Genomic DNA, 26,672 nt, shown 5'->3' on the forward strand with positions numbered 1-26,672 from the left:
TCCTTCGCGTCAGACTACGTGAAGGCACTTTAATGGTTGGTTAAGGAAAACGGCCCGTGAAGAAATCCGATAAAATGCGAGCTTTTCGAACGGAGTAGAGCTGTCCGAGCCCGTAACTGTACCGACCTCACACATTAAGATGCCGTTAACCACGTTCTGTTCTGAATGATGGCATGTCGCCGGCCAGCTCGTGTCCGCGCGGCAACCAGAGAGAACGGATTATGGGCACCATCATTGAATTTCCGGCGGATGCGGCTTCGCGGCGGCCGGGCTCAACCATGGATGGCGCTCCACGCGATGGCCTGGGTACCGTGCTGATTCTTCCTGTCGTCCGTATCGAACGCCAAGCCGGCGAAGCCGGTGACGGGCGCGGGCCGGAAGAGGGAACGGCGCCTGGTCGCCGTCGCCGTCGGCGCCCCTGAACCACGGACGTTTGCACATGCCGGAGCAGTGCCTCCCGATCCGGACCGCCGGGCTTCGGCTACTGCCGGCTCTCATGATATTCGCGGCAAGTGCCGTGCTCGGCGGCTGCAGCGGCGGCGATTTCGGCCGCACCCGCGCCGACATGCGCAATGACGACATGCACCGCTGGATCGGCGCGGAAGCCACCTCAAGCGTCGGCCTCAAGCCATCGCAGTTCCAGCTCACCGAAAACGAGCGCCAGCTTCGCGACCTCGCCTATCCCTTGATCGAGCCGCCGCATTCGCGGCCGGCCTGGAAGAGTGTGTTCGGCGATTACCAGCCGCTGCCCTCGCCATGGCGGCAGAAGGTGGTGTTCGACCGCACCACCTATGGCCGCGCCTTGATCGACGAGCCGCATCGCTCGCACACCTCGCGCTATCAGCAGTTAATCGAGGACGTGCGCAACGACATCACGCGGTTCGAGCCGTTCTTCGCCTCGGCGGTGCGCGTAATCGAGCTCGACCGCAAGCGCAGCGCCAGCATGAAGATGGTGTCCGAACTATCTCTGCGCGAACAGGCCGACGCGATCGCGCGCATGGAAGAGAACACGCTGATCGTGCAATGGGTCCAGCAATGCCTGGAGCGGCGCATTGCCTCATATCGCTGGGCGCTGGAGCGGCTGGTGATCCAGGCGCCCGACGGCATCGCCGCCGACGCCGACCGCCTGATCGGCGAACTCGCCGCGCAAACCGCCAACCCGCCGGTCGCCGCGCAGCCGGTGGCCGGGCGTGCGGTGACGGTGAAGGGCTAGCTATGGCTCCGACGACAGTCGGATCATCTGGCGTCCGTCATTGATCGCCTTGAGATTGTTGACATAGTTCTCAGGACGCTGCCAGCGGTGGGGCACTTTCAATCCCATAAATTCTGCGATGCTACCGATAAACCCCGTGCAGTTGGTTGTTTCGGCGTTCCAGACTGGTGAACTCGCCTGCAATTTCTTGATGTAGGCGAAAACCCGTTTTGCGTCCGGCTCATTCAGGTAAACGCGGTAACTTGCGGTCAGGTACTGCGGGTCAAGATCGCCATAGCTCGCCTTGGTCTCGGATGGCACCCACATCAGATGACCAAGTACATAAGGCACCGTGTCTCCCGCAGGGGTAAGGCCCGCGACTTCAACGGCTCGCTCGCTCGTCTTACCGAACCAGACGAAAGCATGTCCCCAGCTTGCCGCCGTTCTGGCGCGGAAATCGACGTAATACGGGCCCTTTGCTGATCCCGATCCCGCCTTTCGGCCAGACTGTGGTGCCGATTTCGCTTCAGTGGACGCATCACCGGAAACAAGCGCGTTCGCATTGGCGACGCGCTTGTGGACTTCCTGGATGTGGGAAACGAAACGTTCCAGGCCCGTGCGAGTGTCAATCTCGCGCGCCGAAGCTGAATGGATTTCGCACTGGAGCAGGGCAGCAAGCGCTGCAAGCAAACATAATCCTGATCGCTTCGGCCTGTTTGCCACGGTTCGCCCTTCCTCGACGATAAAGCCTGGGATCAATGAGGATCCGATTCAGTACCGGGCATAGGGCCGCGCCGCGACGGGCGTCTTGCCAATCGGAGTCTTCCCGACAGGCGTCTTGCCAATCGGCATCTTGCCGACATGGGCCTGCTGATAGACCGGCTGTGCGCGGGGGATGTCGGCAGCGCCAGCCGAAGTCACCAACGCAAGCGTCACACCCGCCAGAATCACAATCTTCATCACAGCATTATTCCTTCATATTGGAGAAAGTAGGCCAGCCGGCCGCGCCCCTCTCAGCCACCCGCGAGCATGAATACCCGAATACGTCGACAGTGCGGCGGGTCGGCCACGTGCGAACGATAGGTTTTTGCGGTGCGACGGATATGAGACAGCCGGAACCTGAATGTCCGCTGTGCATGGTGTGCTGAACAACTTCATGTGATCGGGTACCGCCTGGATCTTCCGGCTGATTTGGCGCGACCCGCTTTGGGACGTCGGCTCTGCAGTTTCGCGATAAAATTCTGCAGCACCTCTGACGGTGGCCGCTTCGTGCTGTAGGCGAGGCCGACCTCGCGCTCTACATCGACGTCGATCTCGCGCACGGCGACATCGGAATTGGCGCGTGCCACGCCTTCGGGAACGATGGCGATGCCGACGCCGGCGGCCACCAGCGCCATGGCCCAGTCTTCGGATTCCGCAATCGCCGCGGGCTGCCGCCTGGCCGAGGCAGCTCGGCCAAAGAATTCGCTCTGCTCGCAATGACAGCGATCGACCATGGCGGCACCGGCGAGATCGGCGGTGCGCAGCCGCTCCTTCAGCGTCAGCGGATGCGACGGCGGCAGCGCTGCGACGTAGCGCTCGCGCCACAGCGAAACGAAATGCTCATCGGCGCGCAGCAGGTTTTTCGAAATGATCCGTGCATCGGCTGCATCATCGACACCGACGAGGCGGAGCGCGATATCCGACGTTCCGGTCAGCGGCTTCAATAGTTCGATGGTGCGGGGACGGTCGAGCGTGCGCATCAGGCCGAGCGTCAGCGTGTTTTGCTTCGCGGGTTTCCGGAACAGGTTTTTGGCGGCGTCCGCCTCATCGATGATGCGTCGGGCCACCGCGTGAAATTGTGCGGCGGCCTCCGTCGGCGCCACGCCCTTCTTGTGGCGGATGAAAAGCGCCGTGCCGAGCTCGGCTTCGAGGTTGGTGATCGCCGCCGAGATCGAGGGCTGCGAGATGAAGCAGCGCCTGGCCGCCGCCGTCAAATTGCGCTCCCTGAACACGGCCGAGAAATACCGGAGCTCGCGGATATCCATAGGTACATCCTATCGATGATATAAATTATCAATATTTTACCTATCGTTTTCCCAATGACAAGTTGAGCGTTCCGATCTCAAGGAGAGACCTCATGCGCGTCCACCATCTCAACACCGGCACCATGTGCCCGATCGGCCGGCGCCTCGTGAACGGCACCGGCAGCATGTTTCAGCGCGCGCGCATGGTGTGTCATTGCCTGCTGGTCGAGACCAATGACGGGCTGGCGCTGGTCGATACCGGCATCGGCCTCGACGACATCGCGGAGCCGCCTCGGCTCGGTCCCAAATGGGTACGGCAGACCAAGCCGCGTCTTGACCCGGCCGAGACCGCGGCAAAGCAGGTCGAGGCGCTTGGCTATGCGAGGGCCGACGTCCGGCACCTGTTGCTGACCCATCTCGACCGCGATCATGCCGGCGGTATCCCGGATTTCCCAAACGCAAAAGTGCACGTCCATCGCCGCGAGTATGAGATGGCGGTTGAGCGCACGGTGCCGGCCCCGAAGGGCCGCTACGTCACCGCGCAATGGAAGCATGGTCCGCAATGGGCGTTTTACGGGGAGGGCGGCGAAGACTGGTTCGGCTTTAAGGGCGTGCGCGCGCTCGGCGACCGCGAGCCCGACATTTTGATGATCCCGCTGCCGGGCCATACTATCGGCCATTGCGGCATCGCCGTCCGAAGCGGGGACAGATGGCTGCTGCACGCGGGCGATGCGTATTTCTTCTACGGCCAGATGCAGGGCTCGCCGCGGATGCCCTTCGTGCTCGGCATGTTCCAGCGCCGCGCCGACATGGACCGTGCCATGCGCTTCGAAAACCAGGAGCGGCTGCGGACGCTCAAGGCCGAGCACGGCGACGCCGTGACCATCTTCAACAGCCACGATCCCGTGGACTACGAGCGCTGCCGCTGCGGCCGGCACCAGGCTATGTCATTCGAACATGCGGACGTGTTTGCCAGTTCGGCCTCTGAGCGCAGAGGCCATGGTCCATGATGTACGTGCGTCGGACTTCGTCGGCACGACTCCAGACGAGTTGAAACTGGCAATCGTTCCGGCTCACCAACAGACGTTCACGGGGACAACGCGCCACCCCCAGCCGGTCCAGACCCGACGCCATCTCGTGCAACCATCCCACGCCGCGTAGCGCCAACCGGGAGCACCCCAGCCCCAGCCGGGTCCCCAAGCCGCTGCGCTGGCGAGTCCCAGACCAAGTCCGATACCTACGGCCGGCCCGCGCCAGCCCCAACCTCCGCCGCGCCAGCCACCGCCATGCCAGCCGCCGCCATGCCATCCTCCCCCGTGAAAGCGCTGTGCAGAAGCAACGTTCGGCGTTAGCGCAAGAACCGCAGCCACACCGAGCGCGAAGAGCGTCTTCTTGACCATGCAAACCTCCTTACGTTGAGATGCGCTACGATGAACGCGCTAAGCGCGGAGTTGTTGCAACCCGCTTTGCGCAGCACACCACAAGCGCTCGGTTCCTCTCATGGAACCTGAGATTGTTGCAAGACACTTCACAATCTTTCGATGTGTTTGGTGCAAAGTATCCTTGTATTCCGCAGAGGTTGTGTTTGACTTGGCGTGCTCGATTCATCGCTCCCAGCCCCCTTTCAGATCGGCGGATCGGGCGGTCCCGGTGCAGACCCGTCCTTCTGCGCCGGGGCCTTGTCTAGTGGAGTTGCATGATGGCGCCATCAGAGCGCAGAGATATGTTCCGGGTGATCGCAATCGGCGTCGCGTCGTCGGTGCTGCTGGTGGCAGCGTTCGACTTTCTGCGTTAGGCGCTGAACCAGATCATGCCTGATGCCGATCTGGCTCGGCCGATACATCGTCTTGATCATTGGGATCGGTATTGTTGCAATCCGGGCAGGGCTCGCCAGCCCCGCCGCAATCAGACATCGACGGAATGTCCGCCTTGGAGGCCAATAAGCGACGTCAGAGCGCACGCTTTGAGCTGGTCGTATGGGACTTGCGACATCGGTCAGCAAATCTGACCTTCCGTGATTGGTTGCCGGCTCTCATCAAAGCGCATTTGGCTGAGTGTTTTGTTCGTCGTACACTCATTTCTCTCTGGCCGGAGACGGGTTTTTGGCAGAGTTTGCGAGTGCCGTCGACGCGGTTCGCGCAGCAACTGAATTCCAGAACCGTACTCACGCACTCACAATCGACGATCCGGAAGAAAGTCGAATTTGCTTCCGCGTGGGCATAAATATCGGTGACGTAATCGTCGAATCTCATGACATCTTTGTTTGAGATGCAGGATGAGATCGTATCAAGACTAGCAAATCAGTTACAAACTCAACTCACGGAGGAGGCTGCGCGTCTGGAACGATCAAGGTAGGGCTTCGTGGAAAGGGATGGTCTCCGGAGTTCATGGCACAGGCTCGCACCTGTTTCGAACGGGCATTATCTCTCGATTCCAAGAACATTGAGGCGATGGTCGGTACTGCCAGCGTCGATATAATAGTTGGAGCGACATTCTATAACGACACAGCCGCACGCCCGCGACTGCCGAGGCGACTATACTGAGAGCGCTTTCTCTCGCGCCGAAACGAAATTATCCTAACTAGCCGCATCGCTTGCGCTATCGGGTTTCGTCGATCGGGCGCAGATCGCTGCAAAGTTAGGACTCGCCCTCAATCCACAATTCACGGTTCGCCGCTACAGCAGCAGCGCGCCCAGCGATCATCCAACTTATCTCGCCGCGCGCCAGCGTATTTCTCAGGGCTTGCGCATCGCCGGAATACCGGAGGGATGATCGGGAATGGATCACAACGCGGCATTCCGTGATTACGTATCCCCGTTACCCGCGAAGCCGGACATCTCGGATTTACGAATACACGCCTGAGGTAAGCGTCGTCCCCGACCACGCCTTGATCAGCGCTTGCCCTTCGGCGCGGGAGCAGGAGCCGGGGGAGGCGGCGGCTCGGGCTGCTTGGCCGGCGGCGGCTCGGTCTCCACGGTGCATTTCGATGCCGCCAGCGAGGCCTGCGCCTGCGGCATCAGGCCGGGCTCGGGGGCGAGGGCCTTGAGCACGATCAGGCCGGTCGTGGTGGGGGAATCGATGATCAGCCGGTCGGCGGCGGTGACTTCCTCGTCCTCCGGCAGCGCGGAGTGCTGCTCTTCCGTCATCAGGTCGAGCTCGATCACCTTGCGGCCGGCCGAGCGGTCATTGATGGCGTAATAGGCGACCTCGTTGCGGGTGTAGAACGACACCGAGGTATAGGCTTGGCTGACCGGCACCGTGAGTTTCAGCGGGCCGTCCTTGAGATCGTAGCGGCAGATCGCGACTGCAAAGGCCGGGTCCATGAACGGTATCGGCGCGTTGCTCGGCTCGGCGAGCGGCAGCGCCGTAACCGCGTTCTCCTTGGTCATCGGCGTCAGGCGCGAATAGGCGTCCTGGGTGGCGATGCGCGGCAGCGCCAGCACGCTGACGAGATGCACCACGCCGCCCAGCAGCACGCCTGCGATGATGGTGAAGGCCAGCCGGATCATGGGCAGTTCACCGTCGATATCGAGGGCATTGGCGCGTCGCGCTGCGTCCGCGTCGCAACGCCCACCGGGGTATCGTAAAGCCGCAGCATCAGCGTGTAGCGCTCGATGCCGCCGGTCGGCAGCCAGTTGCCGGCACGGGAGCGCGCCGCGACGCGAATCTCGAAGGCGCCGTCGGAGCCGCGCACGATCTCCTGGCTGGTGAAGCCGTAGCGCTGCAGCGAATTGGCGACCAGGTGCCCTTTGCGGTCGAACAGCGTCAGTGTCCAGAACCGGGCCGCCGGCGTCACCCCGCTGACGACCACGTCGCAGCGGCCGTCGAGCGGCTTCTTGTTGTCGTCGGTGGTGGCGGTAAAGGCGATGCCGTCGCCGGTGCCGATCGGCAGTTCGCCGCTGCGGGCAATCGAGGCACGCGAGTAGGGATCGATTTCGGAACTGCCGCTCTTCGGTCGCGCGGTCCACGCGCCGATCGTCAGCGTGCCGAGATCGGTGCCGCGCGTCGACGTCATATAGGTCGAGCCGAGGCCGACGGCCGTGGCGAGCGCGAGCGCCAGCAAGGTGATGAAGATCAGCCGCACGGGCCTGGGCTCCGAAATCTCACGGCGTCAGATTCCGCGCGTACCGGCTTCATCCGGCAGGTGAAGCATTTCGCCTGGTTCGCACACATCGACGCAGACGGGTCGCATCTGTTGTGGGGAATGCCGGATAACAATCTGCCGCATGCGTTTTAATTCTTCCGCCCCGCCGGCGCGGCCTGTTCGCCAGCGGCCGTGATGTAGTTCTCCGGGAATGCCAGCGCGCCCGACGTGACCGGCTTGGCAGGCTGCTTCTGATCGTTGGACGAGGTCTTGCCCGCGGCCCTGCCGGCCTCGTCGAGCAGCCGCTCGACCCGTACCAGGATGTCAGCACCGCGCCTGGTCAGCACCGGCGGCGGCCCCGGCTTGGTCTCGAGCACCCGCGGGCCGGCGGCGACATTGGCAGGCGCGGCAGGCTGCGGCAGCTTGGCGCCCATGCCGATGCCGGGGATTTCCTTCACCTCGACGCCCTGGTGCGCCACCACCATGATGTCGTGCCAGGTCTGCGCGGGCAGCGAACCGCCGGTCATGCGGTTGGTCGGCGAGTAGTCGTCATTGCCGTACCAGACCGCGCAGGTGAAGTTGCCGGTGTAGCCGACGAACCAGGCGTCGCGGTAGGCGTTGGTGGTGCCGGTCTTGCCGGCGGTCGGGATACCGTCGAGGGCGGCGCGGCGGGCGGTGCCTTCGCTGACGACATGGCTCATCATCTCCGCCATGTCGGAGGCGACGGAGGCGGGGATGGCCTGCGTCGGCTTCTTGCCGTCGCGGTCGAAGCGCCAAACCAGGTCGCCGGCGCCGGTGCGCACTTCCAGCACCGCATGAGGTTTCACCGCCTTGCCCTTGTTCGGGAAGGTCGCATAGGCGACCGCATGCTCGAGCACGGTGACTTCGTCGGAGCCGATCGGCATCGACGGCGTATCCGGCAGCGGCGCGGTGAGGCCGAACTTCCGCGCCACCTCGGTGATCTTGACGCGGCCGGCCTTGGCCGGGTTCGGCGACTTGCCCCCGAGCGCGATCGACAGTTTCACCGGCACGACGTTGATCGAGCGGGTGATCGCCTGGGTCAGCGTCACCGAGCCGGAATAGGAATGGCCATAGTTCTGCGGGCACCAGTTGCCGATGCAGACCGGGCCGTCGACCACGATCGAGGTCGGCTTGAAGCCGTTCATCAGCGCCGTGGCGTAGACGTAGGGCTTGAACGAGGAGCCCGGCTGGCGATAGGCGTCGGTGGCGCGGTTGAACTGGCTGGCGCCATAGTCGCGGCCGCCGACCATGGCGCGGACGCCACCGTCGAGATCGGCCACGACGACGGAAGCCTGGGTCGCGTGATAGTCGCGGCCGAACTGGCGGAGCTGGTTCTCGACCGCGTCCTCGGCGGCGCGCTGCACGTTCATGTCGATCGCGGTGCGGACCACGAAGACGCGCTCGGTGTAGGATTTCGGGAAGGTGTCGACCAGCTTGCGCATCTCATCGAAGGCGTAGTCGAGATAGTAGTTCGGCGAGTTCTCGTCGCGCCGGTCGACCGCAACTGCCGGGTTGCGGCGGGCGCCGAACACCTGGCCCTCGGTCATGAAGCCGGCGTCGACGAGGTTGTCGAGCACGACGTTGGCGCGGGCGCGGGCGGCGGGCAGGTTGATGTGCGGGGCGTATTTGGTCGGCGCCTTGAACAGGCCGGCCAGCATGGCGGATTCCGCCAGCGTGACGTCGCGCGCCGACTTGTTGAAGTAGAAATGCGCCGCGCCGTCGACGCCGAAGGTGCCGCCGCCCATATAGGCGCGATCGAGATAGAGCTTCAGGATCTCATTCTTGGTCAGACGCGTCTCGAGCCAGATCGCCAGGAAGGCTTCCTTCACCTTGCGCTCGATGGTGCGCTCATTGTTGAGGAACAGGTTCTTGGCGAGCTGCTGGGTGATCGATGAGCCGCCCTGGCGCACGCCGCCGGCCTGCGCGTTGGTGACGAGCGCACGCGCCAGGCCCGGAAAATCGATGCCGAAATGGTCGTAGAAGCGACGGTCTTCGGTCGCCAGCGTCGCCTTGATCAGGTTGTCGGGGAAATCTTCCAGCGGGATCGAGTCGTTGTGCTTGATGCCGCGGCTGCCGATCGGGTTGCCATAGCGGTCGAGGAACGACACCGCGAGGTCGGATTTCTTCAGCCAGTCGTCATCGGCGGTCTCGCGAAAGGCTGGGATCGCGAGCGCCAGCATCATGACCAGGCCACCAAGGCCGATGGTCGCCGCCTCCGACAGCGGCTCGATGAACACCCAGCGCTTCCAGCGGCCTACATAGAAGCGGTCCATGAAGGTGGAGTAGCGCTCATACAGCTCGCGCAGGCCCTTGCCCGACGAGAACAGCGTCGAGTCGATGCGCGCGTCCAGATCCAGGAAGAAATTCCGGATCTTCTGCTTCACATCAGGGGGTAGGATCTGGCGCACTAGGACCCTTGGTCGTTCGAAACGCTCGCGGCGCCCATCCTGGACGCGATCGATACGTCATGCTTCGGTGTTGCGGCAAACCCAAGGCGCTTTTAGGACTCTTGGGGGACTCGCATCTGTTCTATCCGAGCAGGGGCTATAAACCAATGCTCCGGCTCACCATTTTGATGGTCAGCCCTAACGCGTTCCACGCGTTTTTGGGCCCGTAGTCAGCCCGCTTGCGCATCTGTTGGCGGACCTCCTAGAAGGGCTTGCCGCCGAACCCGAGCCGAAATGATCGGACCGTATGACCACGCCACCTAAACGAGTTTCCGGCCAGGAGGGATTCTTCTGGAAAACCAAGACGTTGGAGGAGATGTCCAACGCCGAATGGGAAAGCCTGTGCGACGGCTGCGCGCGCTGCTGCCTGGAAAAGCTCGAGGACGAGGACACCGGCAAGATCTACTTCACCCATGTTTCCTGCAAGCTGCTCGATTCCGGCCTGTGCGCCTGCAAGGATTACCAGAACCGTTCCGACAAGGTTCCCGACTGCGTCCGCCTGACGCCGGAGATCGTCCGCACCCTGACCTGGCTGCCGCCGAGCTGCGGTTACAAGCTCGTTGCCGAGGGACGCGATCTCTACTGGTGGCACCCGCTGATTTCGGGCGACCCCAACACGGTGCATGAAGCCGGGGTTTCCGTGCGGGGGCGGGTGCAGGGCACCGAGGACGAGATTCCGGACGAGGAGCTCGAAGACCACATCGTGCAATGGCCGGCGCTGCTGCCGAAGCGGGCACGGCTGAAGAAGCGGCCGGCCTGAAATTAGATTTGGTTGCGACCGCGAGAGAATCGCGGCGGCTGTGCAGTGCTGTCTGGATGATCGGATAACCGATAGGAACCAAAATTCCCGAGGGGAGTATTAGCTGCCGCTTCCGCTACTCACGCCCCAAAGCAAGGCGGGAGCCGGCGGCCCCGGCCAGAAGCGGAAAAAAACCGGGGCCGTTGGCGTGGCCGGCCTACGGTCGCCGGATGCCTACATCTTGAGCCGCAGACATTGCTCACCCTATGCCGGGCGACACGCTGCTAGCGCCGCTGACTGATTGGGCGACGGATCCAAACAATCGCTGTTTGGCCAGATGCAGACCGGGGAATGACGCGTTTCAAAAAGCGGTCACGGCGCTTGCTTGGAAAGAGGACAAGATCACCAAATGAAAAGAGGCCACCAACTGACGCGGCCTTAAGTGGGCGCTTTCAGGCCCGGGGAATTCAACCACTCCGTCATATGGGCTGCGGTCTCGTTCTGCCGGATGCGCTTCAAGACTTGATCGAGTGCGTCTCCGGGCGGCAGCAGCTTGGCCTGCTCGCGCAGTTGTTCCGTATCTTCGGCAAGCCGTTCTTCAAGGGTCAACGTTTGTTTAAAACGACGCCGGGCAGGCATGGCGCATTTCCTTTCCCCTGATCCGCGGGCGGGAGCGCAACTCGGCGTTCTCATCGCCGGTAGATGCCACGAGCCGAGCAGTGACCGGGGAACAATGACCGCCACGGAAGAAAGGTTCGGCACGGTTCCCGACCTAACCTTCACGAATTTGGACACCCCGGAAATCCCCCTTAAGCAGCGGGGCTCAAATCCGCACCGCGCCCCCGTCTACGCACCCGCAATCCTACAGGATCGCGTCCGATCAGGACGGCCTGATCGCCGGACCGTCGGGCGCATACCGGCCATCACGACAACGCGATGCGACCCTGACGGGAAGCACCCATGCGCCTAACCTGCTGTCAGAAGGGGGATTTGAACTCTAGAGTGGCTTCATAAGGCGATTCCATCTCTGCGGCCTTGGCCGCGTAGAACAATATTACGTCCGACATGAACAAGCACCAACGGCAGGGCGCCGAGCCCGCCGACCAGACGACATTGCCCGGGGACATCGGCGAAGAGCTTTCACGCATCACGACCGAGGTGATTGACGTCAGTGACGCGCCGCCGCTCGCTCCGCCGGCGCCGCTGACCCAGGATGAAGTCCGCACCATCCTGATGAGCCTCTTGCTGACGATGTTCCTGGCGGCGCTCGATCAGACCATCGTGGCCACCGCGCTGCCGACCATCGGCCGCCAGTTCAACGACGTCGGCAATCTGTCATGGGTCATCACGGCTTACCTGCTGGCCGGGACCGCGGTGGCGCCGGTATTCGGCACGCTGAGCGACATTTACGGCCGCCGCGTCATGATCACCGTCTCGCTCGTCCTGTTCACGGTCGGCTCTGTCTTGTGCGCGGTGGCGCCGAACATGCCGGTACTGATCGTCGCGCGCGGCCTGCAGGGGCTCGGCGGCGGCGGCATCATGCCGGTCGTGCAGACCGTGATTTCCGACGTCGTCTCACCGCGCGAGCGCGGCAGGTATCAGGCCTATTTCAGCGGCGTCTGGATGACAGCGGGCCTGCTGGGGCCGGTGCTCGGCGGCGTCTTCGCCGAGCATCTGCACTGGTCGATGATCTTCTGGATCAACGTGCCGCTCGCCGTCGGCGCGCTGTTCCTGCTGCTGCCCAAGATGGGCAAGATCCCGGTGTTTCACCGCCGCCGCAAGGTCGACTGGCTTGGCGGGCTGCTACTGATGGCCTCCGCCGTGGTGGTCATGCTGGTGCTGACCTGGGGCGGCAATCGTTATGCCTGGCTGTCGCCGGCGATCATGGCGATGATCGGCGCGGCGGTGGCGCTGGCGTTCGGCTTCGTCTGGCACGCGCGCAACGCCGAGGAGCCGTTTTTGCCGTTGCCGTTGCTCGGCGGAACGGTGGTGCCCTATGCCATGGCGGCCGGCGGCTGCGCGCTCGGCGCCATCACGGGGCTGACCGTGCATCTGCCGCTCTATTACGAGGCCGTCTATCATCTGAGCGCGAGCGAAGCGGGGCTTGCGCTGATCCCGATTGCCGCCGTCTCCACCTGTGGTGCCGCGATCGCCGGACGGACCATGGCGCGCGCCAAGCATTACAAGCGCGTGGCGATCGCCGGCACGTCGGCGGCAACGATATTCGGCGTGGTGATGACGGTGACGACGCTGCCGCTTTGGGGATTTCTGGTCGTGCTCTCGCTGTTTGCGCTCGGCCTTGGCACCACATTCCCGGTCAGCGTGGTCTCGCTACAGAATTCGGTGGCGCGTCCGCAGATCGGCACCGTGACTGGCGCGATGAACTTCTTCCGCGCGCTGATGTCGTCATTCGCGGTCGCCGTCTTCAGCGCGATCCTGCTGATGGCGCTGGGATCAGGCATCTCGGTCGGCGAACATCGTGGACCGGCGAATGCCATGCCGGTGGCCGACATGGTCACCGCGTTCCATTACGTGTTCGGCGCCGCCACCGCGCTGATGGCCTGCGCCGCGCTGTGCATCGTCCTCATGGAGGAGCGGCCGCTCGCCGGTCCGTCGACGCCGGCGGACATGGCGGAGTAGGGTGCCTACTCGATTTGCATGCGGGCGCCCTTTGCGCCGTTCAGCAATCGCTTGAGATGAAAGTTGGCCAGAGGATCGTCGGCATGCGAGCCGACAAGCGCGGCAAAGGCCGGCATTGCATTGCTATCGCCGGCCTCAAGCCTGGCGAAGGCCTCGCCATACCGTGATGTCGCAGGCGCCGCGAAACTCGCCGCCGATAATGGCTCGTAGGCGCGCAATGGTTCGCTGCGTCCCCGCAGCACCAGGTCGCCGATCGGTCGGCCCTTGAAATGCTCCACTGCGTTGGCAACTGTCGCGCTGACGCAGATGCGGGTGCCGAGAAGCTTGTTCGCCCCTTCAAGCCGCGCCGCCGTATTGATGGTGTCGCCGTAAGCCGTGTAGTCAAAGAAGCGGCTGCCCCCGAAATTGCCGACCAGTGCAGGACCGGCATGAACCCCGATGCGCGTGGCGCCGAAATTCACGTCTTTCGCTTTCCACCGCTCGCGAAACGCTTCCGCCCAAACGTCAAGCTCCTGCGCGCAGGCCACCGCGCGCCGCGTATAGTCGGGCTGATCGCTGGGCGCATTGAACAGAACCTCGATCGCATCACCGATCACCTTTGCCACGGTTCCCTCGTGCGCGAAGACGACGTCGGTCATTCCGGCCACATATTCGTTGAGAAGCTCTCCGAGCAGTTCAGGCACGGCAGTCTCAACCAGCGAGGTAAAGCCGGTTATGTCGGTGAAGATGACGGCAACGTCGCGCCAGGTCACCTCCGTGCCGTCCCCCACGCTGGCTGCCAGCCGCTTGGCGAGCTCGGGGGAGAAATAACGCGAGAGCGAGGCATGGGCCCGCTCGGCCTCGACCTGGCGGCGGCGTGCCTCGCGCAGCACTTCGATGTGCCGCAGGGTCTTGTCGATCGTCGCTTCGAGATCGCTGAAATCGATCGGCTTGGTGAGGAAGTCGAACGCGCCACGATTCATCGCGGTGCGGATATTGCTCATGTCGCCGTAAGCCGACACGATAATGGTCGATTTCTTCTCCTCGGATTCCTGCAGCTTGGCGAGCAGCGACAAGCCGTCCATTCGCGGCATGTTGATGTCGGAGACCACCAAGTCGACATGCGGATGCTTCTCGAGCGACTGCAGCGCCTCGAGCCCGTCACGCGCAAACATGAAGCTGACCAAGCCCTCGCGAACCTGCCGCCGGAATTTTTGAAGGATCAAGGCCTCCAGATCCGGCTCGTCGTCGACTACGAGGATGGTTGCAGTCATGCGGCCTTCTCAACCCTGGCATCGATCTCCCGACGCAGCGTCACGAAGTCGATCGGTTTGGTGAGAAGGTCAGTCGCGCCGTTCTCAAGTGCCTTGCGCTTTGTGTCGGCATCGCCGTAGGCCGTAATCATGATGACCGGCACCTCCGGCCGCATCTGCTTGACCTTCGGCAGCATCTCGAGGCCTGTCATGCCGGGCATATTGATATCAGACAGAATCAGGATAAGCGAATGCTCGATGTTCGAGCCGACACGCGCCAAAGCATCCGGCGCGGAATTCGCGAAATCCATGACGAACCGCTGCGCGCGCAAGTCACGGCGGAATTGCTGGCGGAACAACGCTTCGATGTCGGGCTCATCATCGACAACCAGAACCAGAACACTCACGGCTATCCTCTGGATTTTTCTGCAAAATTGCTTGTTCTCGGCAACACGATGCGGAATTCGGTGAAACGACCTTGTTCAGTGTTCACGTCAATTGTGCCGCCATGTTGTTTCGCGATGATGTCGTGGCTCATGGATAGGCCTAAACCCGTCCCTTCGCCGGCCGGTTTGGTGGTGAAGAAGGGGTTGAACATCTTCTCTCTCACGTCCGGCGGTATGCCGGTCCCATTGTCGCGGATGCGGATTTCGACGGCATCCCCCAGGCTTTTGGTGCTCGCCCGCAGCGTCGGTTCAAAACCAGGCGCCCCGGCCTCCTTGTTGCGCTTGGTCACGGCGTAAAATCCGTTGGAGACCAGGTTAAGCAGTACGCGGGTAATCTCCTGCGGGAACAGGTCGACCTGCCCCGCGGCGGGATCGAAGTCGCGCTCCAGCGTCACATTGAAGCCGGGCTTCTCGGCGCGGGCGCCGTGATAGGCGAGGTTGAGACTCTCGTCGACCAGCGCATTGATGTCGGACGGGCGGTGCTCGCCGCCGCCCTCGCGCGAATGCAGCAGCATGTTCTTGACGATGGAATCGGCACGCCTGCCGTGCTGCACGATCTTTTCAAGGTTGCCCATCAAGAGCCCTGTCACCTCGTCTATTTCCGCACGGATTTTTTCGCCGATTTCGGCTTGTTTGAGCGTGTCGTTCAACTCCTCGGTCAACTCGGTCGAAAGGGCCGCGAAATTGTTGACGAAGTTGAGCGGGTTCTTGATCTCATGCGCGATGCCTGCGGTGAGCTGGCCTAGCGAGGCTAGCTTTTCGGTCTGCACGAGGCGGTCCTGCGCGGTGCGGAGGTCGTCCAGCGATTGGGACAGGTCGCTGGTACGCTGGCGCAGTTCGTTGAGCAGGCGAGCATTTTCGATCGCGATCACGGCCTGGGCAGCAAAGTTTTGCACCAGGGCGATCTGCTTTTCGGTGAACGGCCGGACCTCCTGACGGTAGAGGCCAATCGTTCCGACGAGCTGATCCTCCTTGAGCATGGGCACCTGCAGCAGCGTGCGGCCGCCACCGATTTCCGCGAGGGCGATCATGCCTGGATAGCGTTCAAGATAGGCCTCGTGCTGCAGGACATCATGGACGTGAACCGGCTGCTTTGTAGTGACGACGCGGCCTAGCGGAAGCTTGGGGTCGACTTGGATCGGAGTCTGCGCAAGAAATTCGCTGAAGGCGGGAGGCAAATTCCACGCGGCGACGCCATGAAATTGGTCGCCTTTCAACAGGCGCAGCATCGCAAATTCCGCCTCGCAGAGCCGCCCAGCGTTTTGCAGCATGGTGTGGAACACCGGCTCCAGTTCGCCGGGCGAGGCGCTGATCACCCTCAGTACGTCGGCGGTGGCGGTCTGCTGCTGCAGGGATTCCTCCAGATCGCGCGTCTTGGCCTGCACTTCCTCGAACAGGTGAACGTTGCCGATGGCGATCACCGCCTGGTCGGCAAAGGTTCGCAACAGGTTGATCTGCTTGTCGCTGAACGGATTTACCTCTTGGCGGCGAAGCGTGAGCACGCCCACGCTCTCACCCTCGCGCAGCAGGGGTACGCTCAGGACCGTGCGGACGCCAGCCCCGCCGGTATGACGCGATAGCTCCCGGCTGCTGCCGAAGTCAGTTGCCTGTTCCGAAAAAACGTCGTCCACGTGAACGGTGGTCTGATCCAGGAAAGCCCGGCCGGCTGCCCAATCGCGGCCGATCGGCCATTTCTCGATATTGATCTCAATGGGACCATGATGCGCCCTGAAGCGCAGGTCGTCGCCGTCCCGGAGCAGCACGACCGCATCGCTGGCCGCGCACAGATCGCAGGCGCTTTCGACGATCGACTGCAAGACCGGATCGATATCCGTCGGCGAGGAGGCGATCACCTTCAAAATGTTGGCGCTGCCGGTCTGGTATGTGAGAGCTTCCTGCAGGTCGCGCGTCTTCGCCTGCACTTGTTCAAACAGGCGTACATTCTCGATGGCAATGACCGCCTGGTCTGCAAAGGTCTGTACCAGCTCGATCTGCTTGTCGCTGAAGGGATCCACGGTGGTGCGGCCGAGGAACAGCACGCCGATCGGCTGCCCTTCGCGAAGGAGAGGGACCCCGAGCAGCGTGCGATAGCCGCCCGCGCGCTGCTGTTCGGGGAAGGCGTACTCGGGATCGGCCAGCACGTCGGGAATCTGCACGGCCGTGCCTTCCAGCAAGACGCGACCCACCAGGCTACCGCGCCCCGGATAGACGCGCGTGGTCTGAGAAAACCGATCCCATTCCGGCGGGAAATTGTATCGTGTGGCGTGGTGATAGCCGCCCTCCGGATGCTGCCGCGTCACTGCGGCCATATCGGCATTGCAAAGACGTGCGGCCGATTCGGTCAGTGTATTGAGCACGGTTTCGAGGTCGAATGCCGAACGGCTGATCACCTTGAGCACGTCCGCGGTCGCCGTTTGTTGCTGCAGCGATTCGCTCAAATCTTCCGTGCGCGCCTGCACCTCGTTGAACAGTCCGACATTTCTGATCGCGATCACGGCCTGGTCGGCGAACATTTGCAGCAGGCGGGTGTGCTGCTCGCCGAACACGCCGGGCGCGACGCGGGTGACGGTGATGATGCCGACTGCCTCGCCTTCGTTCATCAGCGGCGCGAACAGCATGCTGCGGTAGCCGCGCGCGCGTGCGATGTCGCGTGCTGCTGGTTCAAGATCGGTATTGGGCAATTCTGCCGGGACGCCTTCACGAGTCAGGTGGTACGGCGGAAACTGCTCCAGCGGGACCGGGAACGAGCCCTGTAAGACCGCGTCGCCTTCCGTGTCGGTCGGTGTGAAGGCCGCCAGATGAATCTTGTTGTCGATGTAGCGAAACACAGCCGCCGAAAAGCCGCCGATCAGGCGGTTGGCGCTTTCGGCGATGGCGTCGAATACCGGCTGCACGTCGGAGGGCGAGGAGGCGATGACCTTCAGAATGTCGGCCGTGGCGGTCTGCCGCTCCAGCGCCTCGCGCGTCTCATTGAACAGCCGAACGTTCTCGATCGCGATCACGGCCTGGTCGGCGAAAGTAGCCACGAGATCGATCTGCTTCTGCGTGAATGGCTCGACGCGCGTGCGCGCCAGAACGATCACGCCGATCGGTTCATTCTCGCGCAGCAACGGCACGCCGAGCGTGGTGCGTTGGCCGGCGAGCGTGGTTGTTTCATGCAGCGTGTATTCGGGATCAGCCGCAACATCCACAATCTGGACGGGGCGCCCTTCGAGCACGGCGCGGCCGGTCACCGTACCGCGGTCGACGGCCAGCGGATGGCTATTGAGAAAGTCGATGTAAGCTTGGGTGTAGCCGACGGCGGCTCCCGCGCGGTACTCATCGCCTACGCGGCGCATGATGAAGGCCATGTCGGCTTCACAAAGCTGTCCCGCCGAATTCACCAGCGTGTCGAGCACCGGTTGCAAATCGAAGGTCGAGCGGCTGATGGTCTTGAGCACGTCGCCGACCGCCGTCTGCTGCCGCAGCGATTCCGTGAGATCGCGCGTCTTGGCCTGCACCTCCTCGAACAGCCGGGTATTCTTGATGGCGATCACGGCCTGGTCGGCGAAGGTTTGCAGCAATTGAATATGATGCGGCTCGAATGTCCCAGGCTCCTTGCGGGTGACGGTGATGGCGCCGATCGGACCTTCGTCGCTGTTCATGGGCACGAGCACCATGGAGCGAAAGCCGCGCGCTCGTGCCATGGCCATGGCCGCCGGCGGTACGCGCGATTCGCGCTCCATGTCGAAAACCTGGGCGACCTCACCGCCGCGGACCAGCTCGAAGAGCGGATAGTCCGCCAGCCGACGCGGGTACAACGCCCTGAGGGCGGCATCAGCCTCGGGGTTAACTGGGGTGATCGCTCCCAGCTCGACCCTGTCGCCGACGTACATCGACACGGTCGCAGAGTGGCCGCCGACCAATTGGATTGATCGCGCCGCGATGGCCTCGAACACCGGTTGCAGGTCCGATGGTGAAGAGGCAATGACCTTCAGGATGTCTGCCGTCGCGGTCTGCCGCTCCAGCGCTTCCTTCGTCTCGTTGAACAGCCGAGTGTTCTCGATCGCAATCACCGCCTGGTCGGCGAAGGTCTGCAGCAATTGCACATGGTGATCAGCGAAGCTGCCAGGCTGAACGCGTGTGACCCCGATGAATCCGATCGACGCGCCCTTGTTCATTAGCGGTGCATACACAATGCTGCGATAGCCGCGCGCCCGCGCGATGTCCTTGAGCTCGTACGCCGGGTCTTCGGTGTCGGGGATTTGCGCGACCTCGCCGGACTCCGTCAGCCGGAACGGCTGGAAATCGGCAACCGGCCGCGGGAAGGTCGATGTCAGGACTTCATCCGCTTGCGGCGTTGTAGGCGTGAATGCCTTCAAGTAGGCCGTGCCGTCGACAAAGCGGAATACGGTCGAGGAAAAGCCGCCGAGCAGGCGTTTGGCGCTCGCCGCGATAGCATCGAAAACCGGCTGTACGTCGGAGGGCGAAGAGGCGATGACCTTCAGGATATCGGCGGTGGCGGTCTGCCGCTCCAGCGCCTCCTGCGTCTCGTTGAACAGCCGCGTGTTCTCGATCGCAATCACGGCCTGATCGGCGAAGGTCTGCAGCAACTGCACGTGATGTTTAACGAAGGCGCCGGGTTTGGTGCGAGTTACGCTGAGAATGCCGACCGCCTTGCCTTGATTCATCAAGGGTACGAACAGCACGCTGCGGAAACCGCGCAACCGTCCGAGATCGCGGTTCGTCGCAGGCACGTTCTCAGCCTCGGTATCGGGGAACTGGATGGTCGCGCCATCGCGTACCAGCTCGAAGATCGGCAATTCGGTCACGCGCCGTGGAAACGACCCCTGCAGCCCCTCATCGGCTGCCGGGTTGGTCGGCGTGAACGCGACCAGATGCAGCTCGTCACCGATGAAATGCAGAACAGTGGCGGAAAAACCGTCAAGCAATTGCTTGGCGCTATCGGCGATGGCCTGAAACACGGGCTGCACATCTGACGGTGAAGAGGCGATCACCTTCAGGATTTCGGCCGTTGCCGTCTGCCGCTCCAATGCTTCGCGCGTCTCGTTGAACAGCCGCGCGTTCTGGATGGCAATGACCGCCTGGTCGGCGAAACTATTCAGCAGTTCGCACTCCCGGTCGGTAAACGGCACCATCGAGGAGCGGCCCACGAAAATCGTGCCGATCGCCTTGTCTTCCCAGAGCATGGGGGCAATGGCCATCGAATAATTTTGTCCGACCCGGCGAGCGGTCTCGCGCAGTTTGATCGGCACGTCGGGATCGTTCTGGACGTCGGCAGAACGCACCAGCCGCCGCGCGCGAATCGCGAGTTCGCTCACCGTCCCGTCGATGGGAATTGGAAACCGCTCGCGTGCGGCCTCGGCGCTTGCACCGCGCGCGGCCGCAATCCGCAGCAGGCCATCCTTGTCGGTGAGAAAGATCAGGCTCTCCTCGCCGTCAAAGAGATGCTTGATGCTGGAAAGGATGCTTTCGAATACCGGGTTGGTATCAGCCACCGAACGGCTGATGATACTGAGGATACCGGCGGAAGCCTTCTGCTGCTCACGCGCGAGGTTCAGCTCTCGGCGCAGGTTCGCATTTTCGAATTCAAGGTCGGCCTGACGCGCCTTCGCCTCATCCCGTTCGGCGCGGACGGATTCGAGGTGCGACTCCATCTCGGTGATGGCTGATTCCAGCTCATCGATCGCGATCGAGCTGTTTTCGGGAAGCGTCGTCATTCCAGACTGTCTCTGCCCGGAGCGCGGGGCACGACCGATTGGTCCCTTGGTCCCTCGCGTCGGTGTTCCATCTGGATTATTTCATTCCGGAAGCGCTAGAGCCAGCGCTCATGGGGAGCTTGAGGCGGTCTTTCGGCGCTCACGTTTCAGATTTGCGCTTCGTGCCGCCCAAGGCCTGCGCGGCGGTCTGCAGCCTCGCGATGGACGAACCTCCGATGGGCGGCTCATCGATCCCGGCGGAGATGGCAGGTATTATACTACCGTAATCTCCGACATTTCCTACTGTGCATGGGGTTGTTTTCGCGATTTTGTGTGCCGGCCCCCGCGCATCTAGGCAGAGCGGGTCAGAAAGCGCGTGATCGCGCCACCCAGCCGTGCGCTGTCTAGCGGTTCGGCCAGCGAGACTTGCGCCAGTGTCACGACGCTATCGGGCGCTTCGCCCTTGCTGCGCGCCATCTCGCAGCAGGCCAGCGCGAAGCCGATCGAGAATTCCGGATGCGGCTGCACCGAGAGCGTCTGGCCGCCGCCATAGAGCAGCCCGGCCAGCCGCCGAGCCGGTGATGAGGATCGCCTCCAGCCCATCGGCATCGGGCGAATGGATCGCCCCGCTCGAGGCGTTCGTGATCTGCTGCGTTGCACCTCAGGTGCCCGGCCGTGAGACCTCGGTCTCCTTGCTGGTGATGAACTCCAGCAGCACCGGCACGCCCTCCTGGGTCTTTTGAATGCCGCGCTTGATGGCGGGGATGATGTCTTCCGGTTTTGTCACCCGCTCGCCATAGCCGCCGAAGGCACGCGCCATCGCGGCGTAGTCGCCGGAGATGTCGGTCGAGCGATACTTTTCCGTCGAGATCGGCATCACCTTCAATTCGATCGCCATCGAGAAGTTGTTGAGCAGGATCGACATGATCGGAATGCGCTCGCGCACCGCGGTCTCGAAATCCATGCCGGTGAAGCCGATCGCGGCGTCGCCCCAGACGTTGATGCAGAGCTTGTCGGGCTTTGCCAGCTTGGCGCCCATCGCTAGGCCCAGCCCGTAGCCGAGCTGCGTGGTCTTGCCCCAGCCGATATAGGACAGCGGCTCGACCGATTTCCAGAACGGCGAGAGCTGGTCGCGCGGGCTGCCGGCGTCGTGGGTGATAATGGTATTGTGGATGTCCACCGTATGCTGCAGATCCCACAGCACGCGATAGGGATTGAGCGGCGCCTCGTTGTGCGTCAGCTTCGGCATCCATTTCGCCAGCCATTCCTTGTGGGAGGCGGCGATCTCGGCGGCGACGGCGGTCGCGTCGCGATCCGCGGTGACGGTCTTGCCGATCTCTTCCAGCAAGGCATCGAGCACCAGCGCGGCATCGCCGACCAGCCCGACCTTGACCTCGACATCCTTGTTGATATGGTTCGGATCGAGCGTCGAATGGATGATGGTCTTGCCCTTCGGCATGGCGATGCCGAACGAGGTCTCGGTGAAGGAGCAGCCGATGCCGAAGATCACGTCGGCTTGCTCTAGGAACTTCGGCACCGCGCGCGGCACGGCGAGGCCGCCCGATCCCAGCGACAGCGGATGCGTCTCGGGAAACGACGACTTGCCGCCCAGACTGGTCGTGACGGGGATGGCGAGGCGCTCGGCCAGACGCTTGAGCTGCGGCCAGGCCTTTGCATAGTGCACGCCCTGGCCGGCATAGATCACCGGGCGTTTCGCGGCGACGAGTAGGTCGGCTGCTTCCTTCACATGAACCGGGTCGGCGCCGTAGCGGGTGCGTAGTACCGGCGTGTAGTTTAAGGGTTCCGGCACTTCCTCGTTCCACATGTCGGCCGGGATTTCCACGATCACCGGCCCGCCGCGGCCGTTCTTCAGCTTGGTGAAGGCGCGACGGAAGATGTTGCAGACTTCAGTCGCGATGTTGACCGGCTCGGACGATTTCGAGAACGCCTTCATCGCCTGGCTGGAATTGAAATTCGGGTCGATATTGGCGAGCCGGCGCGCATAGCCCATCGGCAGCACCAGCACGGGCACGGATTCACCGTAGCATTGCGCCACGCCGCCCATCGCATTCTCGGCGCCGGGGCCGTGCTGCATGCAGAACGCGCCAATCGAGCGGCCCGAGGTGACCCGCGAGATCGCGTCCGCCATGTGAACGCCGATGCGCTCCTGGCGCACCATCACCGGGCGGATGTCGGCATTGGCGGCGTATTCGATCAGGTGATTGACCGGATAGCCGCAGAGGACTTCGATTCCCTCGCGCTTCATGATTTCCGCGATGGCGGCGCCGAGCTTCATGACGGTCTCTCCCCCTGATTGGCAAGCCGGTTCGATCCGGCCCATTGCCGACAGTTGGAGCAGGCTTTTATCGCGCGGTAAAGCGCGCGCGGCGCGTGCGCCCGGAAGTGCTGATATGCGTTTGGCCGACTGCGAGGCCCCTCTAGTAGAAATACTGAGAGCAAGCCCGTGGAGAATTTTCTTGCTTCCGGCGCCTCAGGCGCAAAACGAAATTAGAGTCTTTGCATCGGCCCGCCGGCATGCCGTGGCGAAAACATCACAGCCGCGCCTCAAAGTGTCGCGGCATCACAAGCTTGTCATTCCAGATCAGGAATTTTGGATTACCTGTGCAGCATGCAGCTGCATGAATCGCGGGACAGGAGACTTTAATGATTACGGCGCGAACACTCATACTCGGCTCGGCGGCAGCCTTGATGACCCTGAGCGGGGCACAGGCGGCCGACCTTCCGGTCAAGGCCAAGGCAGTCGAATATGTGCGGGTCTGCTCGCTGTACGGCGCCGGCTTCTTCTACATCCCGGGCTCCGACACCTGCATCAAGCTTGGCGGCTATCTGCGCGCGGACACCACGTTCAACGGCGGCGCGCACGGCGCCCCCGGCTGGAACGGTGATATCGGCCAGCATAACCGTTATCAAAATTACATGGTCTCCCGCTCCCGCATTGCGCTGACGGTCGACACCCGCACCGCGACCGAATACGGCGTGGTCCGCACCTTCGGCCAGGCCGACATTCAGTTCACCACGCTCGGCGGCAGCACGGCCAACCCCAACTCCCTCGCAACCAACCTGGGCAACAACCCGAACCTGCTCGATACAGCCGGCAACGGCTACGTCGCGGTCGAATTCGTTTTCATCCAGTTCGCCGGCTTCACCTTTGGTAAGTCCGCCTCGGCCTACGCCACGCCGTGGCAGGGTTTCCCGGGCAATATCAACTCGTCCTTGCTCGGCGGCCAGAACACCGATACCGGCGTCAACAACATCCAGTACACCGCTCAGTTCGGCAACGGCGTATCAGGCTCGATCGGTCTCGACGACCCGACCGTGTGGGATCGCACCGCTGTCTACAATCTCGGCATTCCGTCGGCGATCGGCGTCAACGGCACCGGATCGAACGCCTATGCCGGCGTGCATGCGCCCGATATCGTCGGCAACATCCGCATCGATCAGGCCTGGGGTCTGCTGCAGTTCTCGGCCGCTGCGCATGAAGTGAACGGCTCGTACAACACGCTTGCCGCGGGCGGCGTTCCCTCTGCGCTTTCCGAAATCAGCGGCCATCCCGACACCAAGTGGGGCGGCGCGGTGATGGCGGCGCTGCAGATCAAGAACTTGCCGACCGGCACGGGCGACGACATCAAGATCGACGCTTCCTACGCGAAGGGCGCGACCAAGTATGTCATCGCTACCAGCGGCACCTCGCCGAGCTTTGCGATGTTCGGTAATAGCGGCTTCGCCTATCAGAGCGCCGGCTTCGGCGCGACCACCGATGCCGTCTACATGCCCGGTGCCGGCGGCACCAACGGCCTCGTCCTGACCACGGCTTGGGGCGTCCGCGGCGCGTTCAACCACAACTGGAATCCGAACTGGTCGACCAGCCTGTTCGGCAGCTATTCCGCGGTCCGCTACGACGGCGGTGCGAACGACAACCTGCTCGGTGCCGGCACCACCACGGCCAAGGGGGCTTATTGCGCCGCCTTCGCTGCCAGCCATCCAGGCCAAGCGCTGGCCGGCAATGCGGCGGGTAACTACACCTGCAATCCCGACTTCAACGTCTCGCAGCTCGGCATCGTGACCCGCTGGACCCCGGTCAAGAACCTGACCTTCTCAGGCGAAATCCAGTGGTTCCATCTCGATCAGAAGATGTCGGGTTCGTCGGTGTTCACGGCGACCGCTCCGAAGCCGAACGCGCTCTACGAGTTCAAGGACCAGGACACCGTTCTGTTCCAGGCCCGCGTCCAGCGTAACTTCTGAGAACGACGTTTCGGACCGGGCCACGGCCCGGTCCCTTGTTTTGGCGCCGCGCGCGGAGCGGGGTTACCTCGTTACGCTGCGGCGCCGAACAGCGCGACCACCAGGTCGAGCATGTGATCCATGATCGGATATCACGCGGCCGCCGATATGCCGGCAATGCGCCGCTCATCGGTCTTCTCATGCAGGAGGTCGATGTAATTCCCGTGTCGCGCTTCTGCGCACTCATGTCCGCTCACTCCGCAGGCCGATCACGGTACGATGAACGCTCGGTGAGCAACCGATGGTAAATTTTCCTTACCGTACGACGCCGGCCCCTGCGATTGTGTCATCGCCTTAATCAATCGTTCATTCTGTTCCTCAAGGGCTCTTCAACCGTTCCGTCCTAGAGTTTAACCAGTATGGCGCGGGAGAAATTCCGGGGAGCGTCGACAGGAGTTTGTTCATGCGTCGATTACTGGCACGATTTGTCGACGATGAATGCGGCGCGACCGCCATCGAATATTGCCTCATTGCCGTCGGCATCAGCATTGTGATCATCACGGCGGTCAACGGCGTCGGCAGCGCGCTGAACACGAAATTCGTCGACATCGGCACGTCGATCAAGTAGTTCGGGAAGGAACGGCGACAATTGCAGCCGCCGGCTAGCCTGTTTTTCTGCCGTCCGTATTGAGCGCCCGGATCATCGCGATCCGCGCAAACATCAGCCAGCCTCCGCCGGTCTCGGCCGCCTTGATCAGATTCTCGATCGCGGTCTGCCAGTGCGCCTCGTGCTGCACGCTTTCCGGCAAAGCCATGACATGATCGGCCGCCTGCTGCAGCGTCACTAGCCTGCGGCCGCCGCGCAGCGGTATCGGATCATCGAACGGGGTTGACCAGGGCATCGCGCGCTAGACGGTGCTGTCTATCGCGCGATCATCCGGCCTTCTTGGCGCGGCCGGCGGTGCGCACCGGCTTTTCCGCCCTCTTGGGCGCTTCTTTCGCCGTCTCCTTGGCGGCGCGCTTGCCGCTGCCGCTGATCGGCAACAGCATCTCGCGCTGGCCGGCGGCGGCCTTCTTCGGCTTCTTGCCCTTCGCCTTGGCGGCGGGGGCAGGGGCGGCCTGCGTTTCGCTGGCGAGGCTGCGCTTGAGCGCGTCCATCAGATTGATGACGTTGCCGGAAGTCTTCGGCGCCGCCTTGGTCTTGGTGCTGAGCCCGTTGCGCTTCTGATTGATCAGGTCGATCAGTGCCTGCTCGTAGCGGTCCTCGAACTGCTCCGGCTCGAATGATGCGGACTTCTGCTCGACGATATGCTTTGCAAGATCAAGCATATCCTTTGTGATCTTCACGTCCTGGATGTCTTCGAAATATTCCTTCTCGCTACGCACTTCATAGGGATAGCGCAGCAGCGTTCCCATCAATCCTTTGTCGAGCGGCTCCAGCGCGATGATGTGTTCGCGGTTGGTCAGCACCACGCGGCCGATCGCGACCTTGTCCATGTTACGGATGGTCTCGCGGATGACAGCGAATGCGTCGTGGCCGACCTTGCCGTCCGGCACGAGATAATAGGGGCGGATGACGTAGCGGCTGTCGATGTCGGTCCGCGGGACGAACTCGTCGATCTCGATGGTGCGGGTCGATTCCAATGCGATGTCGTCAAGCTCGTCCTTCGACACCTCGATGTAGGTATCGGTGTCGACCTTGTAGCCTTTCATGATGTCTTCGTTGGCCACTTCCTCGCCGGTCTCGGCGTCGACCTTCGAATATTTGATGCGATGGCCGGTCTTGCGGTTGATCTGGTTAAACGAGACCTTCTCGGTATCCGACGTCGCCGGATAGAGGGCGACCGGGCAGGTCACCAGCGAGAGGCGCAGAAAACCCTTCCAATTGGCGCGGGGGGCCATGGGCTACTCCGGAAAACGCAAC

General features: G+C 62.7%; 19 protein-coding genes and 4 pseudogenes. 8 read left to right on the top strand and 15 right to left on the bottom strand.

Annotation, left to right across the window (positions count from 1 at the left end):
• The first annotated feature begins 221 nt into the window (after positions 1–221).
• Together RX331_RS11935 and RX331_RS11940 are read left to right on the top strand one after the other, a co-directional pair.
• Positions 222–422, top strand: coding sequence for a hypothetical protein (locus tag RX331_RS11935; RefSeq protein ID WP_317256756.1), 201 nt, complete (start codon positions 222–224; stop codon positions 420–422).
• Positions 423–496: 74 nt separating this feature from the next.
• A complete protein-coding gene (locus RX331_RS11940) occupies positions 497–1,213 on the top strand; it encodes a hypothetical protein (RefSeq protein ID WP_317256757.1) in 717 nt (238 codons plus the stop codon).
• On the opposite strand, the gene RX331_RS11945 is transcribed toward RX331_RS11940, so the two are convergent.
• The 3 genes from RX331_RS11945 to RX331_RS11955 all read right to left on the bottom strand — a co-directional run bounded on the left by RX331_RS11945 (position 1,214) and on the right by RX331_RS11955 (position 3,219).
• Positions 1,214–1,915 (bottom strand): hypothetical protein, encoded by a 702-nt coding sequence (locus RX331_RS11945; protein WP_317258097.1) that lies wholly within the window; start codon positions 1,913–1,915, stop codon positions 1,214–1,216.
• Positions 1,916–1,963: 48 nt separating this feature from the next.
• Positions 1,964–2,152, bottom strand: coding sequence for a hypothetical protein (locus tag RX331_RS11950; protein WP_410708186.1), 189 nt, complete (start codon positions 2,150–2,152; stop codon positions 1,964–1,966).
• 194 nt (positions 2,153–2,346) lie between these two features.
• Positions 2,347–3,219, bottom strand: coding sequence for a LysR family transcriptional regulator (locus RX331_RS11955; protein ID WP_317256759.1), 873 nt, complete (start codon positions 3,217–3,219; stop codon positions 2,347–2,349).
• A gap of 92 nt (positions 3,220–3,311) precedes the next feature.
• Here RX331_RS11955 and RX331_RS11960 point away from each other — a divergent pair, with 92 nt between their 5' ends.
• Together RX331_RS11960 and RX331_RS38750 are read left to right on the top strand one after the other, a co-directional pair.
• Positions 3,312–4,208, top strand: coding sequence for an MBL fold metallo-hydrolase (locus RX331_RS11960; RefSeq protein ID WP_317256760.1), 897 nt, complete (start codon positions 3,312–3,314; stop codon positions 4,206–4,208).
• Between the two features lie 1,080 nt (positions 4,209–5,288).
• Positions 5,289–5,459: pseudogene (locus tag RX331_RS38750) on the top strand (adenylate/guanylate cyclase domain-containing protein); the annotation flags it as partial.
• Positions 5,460–6,089: 630 nt separating this feature from the next.
• On the opposite strand, the gene RX331_RS11965 reads toward RX331_RS38750, so the two are convergent.
• The 3 genes from RX331_RS11965 to RX331_RS11975 form a co-directional block, all read right to left on the bottom strand.
• On the bottom strand, positions 6,090–6,707 hold the full coding sequence (locus RX331_RS11965) for a DUF1254 domain-containing protein (protein ID WP_317256761.1): 618 nt from the start codon (positions 6,705–6,707) through the stop codon (positions 6,090–6,092).
• Positions 6,704–7,282, bottom strand: coding sequence for a DUF1214 domain-containing protein (locus RX331_RS11970; protein ID WP_317256762.1), 579 nt, complete (start codon positions 7,280–7,282; stop codon positions 6,704–6,706). The genes RX331_RS11965 and RX331_RS11970 overlap by 4 nt, the downstream gene beginning before the upstream one ends.
• Positions 7,283–7,431: 149 nt before the next feature.
• Positions 7,432–9,711 carry a PBP1A family penicillin-binding protein gene (locus tag RX331_RS11975; protein ID WP_317256763.1) on the bottom strand — a complete coding sequence of 760 codons (2,280 nt, stop codon included), beginning with the start codon at positions 9,709–9,711 and terminating at the stop codon, positions 7,432–7,434.
• 286 nt (positions 9,712–9,997) lie between these two features.
• Between RX331_RS11975 and RX331_RS11980 the strand changes: the two genes are divergently transcribed.
• Complete coding sequence (locus RX331_RS11980) at positions 9,998–10,510, top strand: YcgN family cysteine cluster protein (protein WP_317256764.1); 513 nt, start codon at positions 9,998–10,000, stop codon at positions 10,508–10,510.
• 417 nt (positions 10,511–10,927) lie between these two features.
• Here RX331_RS11980 and RX331_RS11985 read toward each other — a convergent pair whose 3' ends face one another.
• Positions 10,928–11,128: a hypothetical protein gene (locus tag RX331_RS11985; protein WP_317256765.1), complete on the bottom strand. Its 201-nt coding sequence runs from the start codon at positions 11,126–11,128 to the stop codon at positions 10,928–10,930.
• Between the two features lie 426 nt (positions 11,129–11,554).
• Between RX331_RS11985 and RX331_RS11990 the strand changes: the two genes are divergently transcribed.
• On the top strand, positions 11,555–13,129 hold the full coding sequence (locus RX331_RS11990; protein WP_317256766.1) for an MDR family MFS transporter: 1,575 nt from the start codon (positions 11,555–11,557) through the stop codon (positions 13,127–13,129).
• A gap of 5 nt (positions 13,130–13,134) precedes the next feature.
• Here the strand turns inward: RX331_RS11990 and RX331_RS11995 are convergent, their stop codons facing one another.
• The 6 genes and pseudogenes from RX331_RS11995 to RX331_RS12020 all read right to left on the bottom strand — a co-directional run bounded on the left by RX331_RS11995 (position 13,135) and on the right by RX331_RS12020 (position 22,802).
• Positions 13,135–14,382 (bottom strand): adenylate/guanylate cyclase domain-containing protein, encoded by a 1,248-nt coding sequence (locus tag RX331_RS11995; RefSeq protein ID WP_317256767.1) that lies wholly within the window; start codon positions 14,380–14,382, stop codon positions 13,135–13,137.
• Positions 14,379–14,768 (bottom strand): response regulator, encoded by a 390-nt coding sequence (locus RX331_RS12000; protein ID WP_317256768.1) that lies wholly within the window; start codon positions 14,766–14,768, stop codon positions 14,379–14,381. Before RX331_RS12000 ends, RX331_RS11995 begins: the two co-directional genes overlap by 4 nt.
• A 2-nt stretch (positions 14,769–14,770) precedes the next feature.
• Positions 14,771–19,882 (bottom strand): annotated as a pseudogene (locus RX331_RS12005) (GAF domain-containing protein); the annotation flags it as partial.
• Between the two features lie 48 nt (positions 19,883–19,930).
• Positions 19,931–20,527: pseudogene (locus RX331_RS38755) on the bottom strand (GAF domain-containing protein); the annotation flags it as partial.
• 330 nt (positions 20,528–20,857) lie between these two features.
• Positions 20,858–21,070, bottom strand: a pseudogene (locus RX331_RS12015) (type 1 glutamine amidotransferase); the annotation flags it as partial.
• Between the two features lie 97 nt (positions 21,071–21,167).
• Positions 21,168–22,802 carry a thiamine pyrophosphate-requiring protein gene (locus RX331_RS12020; RefSeq protein WP_317256769.1) on the bottom strand — a complete coding sequence of 545 codons (1,635 nt, stop codon included), beginning with the start codon at positions 22,800–22,802 and terminating at the stop codon, positions 21,168–21,170.
• A gap of 368 nt (positions 22,803–23,170) precedes the next feature.
• Here RX331_RS12020 and RX331_RS12025 point away from each other — a divergent pair, with 368 nt between their 5' ends.
• Together RX331_RS12025 and RX331_RS12030 are read left to right on the top strand one after the other, a co-directional pair.
• Positions 23,171–24,769: a porin gene (locus RX331_RS12025; protein ID WP_317256770.1), complete on the top strand. Its 1,599-nt coding sequence runs from the start codon at positions 23,171–23,173 to the stop codon at positions 24,767–24,769.
• Between the two features lie 442 nt (positions 24,770–25,211).
• On the top strand, positions 25,212–25,376 hold the full coding sequence (locus tag RX331_RS12030) for a Flp family type IVb pilin (protein ID WP_317256771.1): 165 nt from the start codon (positions 25,212–25,214) through the stop codon (positions 25,374–25,376).
• Positions 25,377–25,410: 34 nt separating this feature from the next.
• Here the strand turns inward: RX331_RS12030 and RX331_RS12035 are convergent, their stop codons facing one another.
• Positions 25,411–25,650 (bottom strand): hypothetical protein, encoded by a 240-nt coding sequence (locus RX331_RS12035; protein WP_317256772.1) that lies wholly within the window; start codon positions 25,648–25,650, stop codon positions 25,411–25,413.
• Between the two features lie 31 nt (positions 25,651–25,681).
• The gene (locus RX331_RS12040) at positions 25,682–26,650 is read right to left on the bottom strand and encodes a Ku protein (protein ID WP_317256773.1); all 969 of its coding nucleotides are present in this window, start codon (positions 26,648–26,650) and stop codon (positions 25,682–25,684) included.
• Positions 26,651–26,672 lie beyond the last annotated feature (22 nt).

Source organism: Bradyrhizobium sp. BWA-3-5 (assembly GCF_032917985.1).
GTDB lineage: Bacteria > Pseudomonadota > Alphaproteobacteria > Rhizobiales > Xanthobacteraceae > Bradyrhizobium.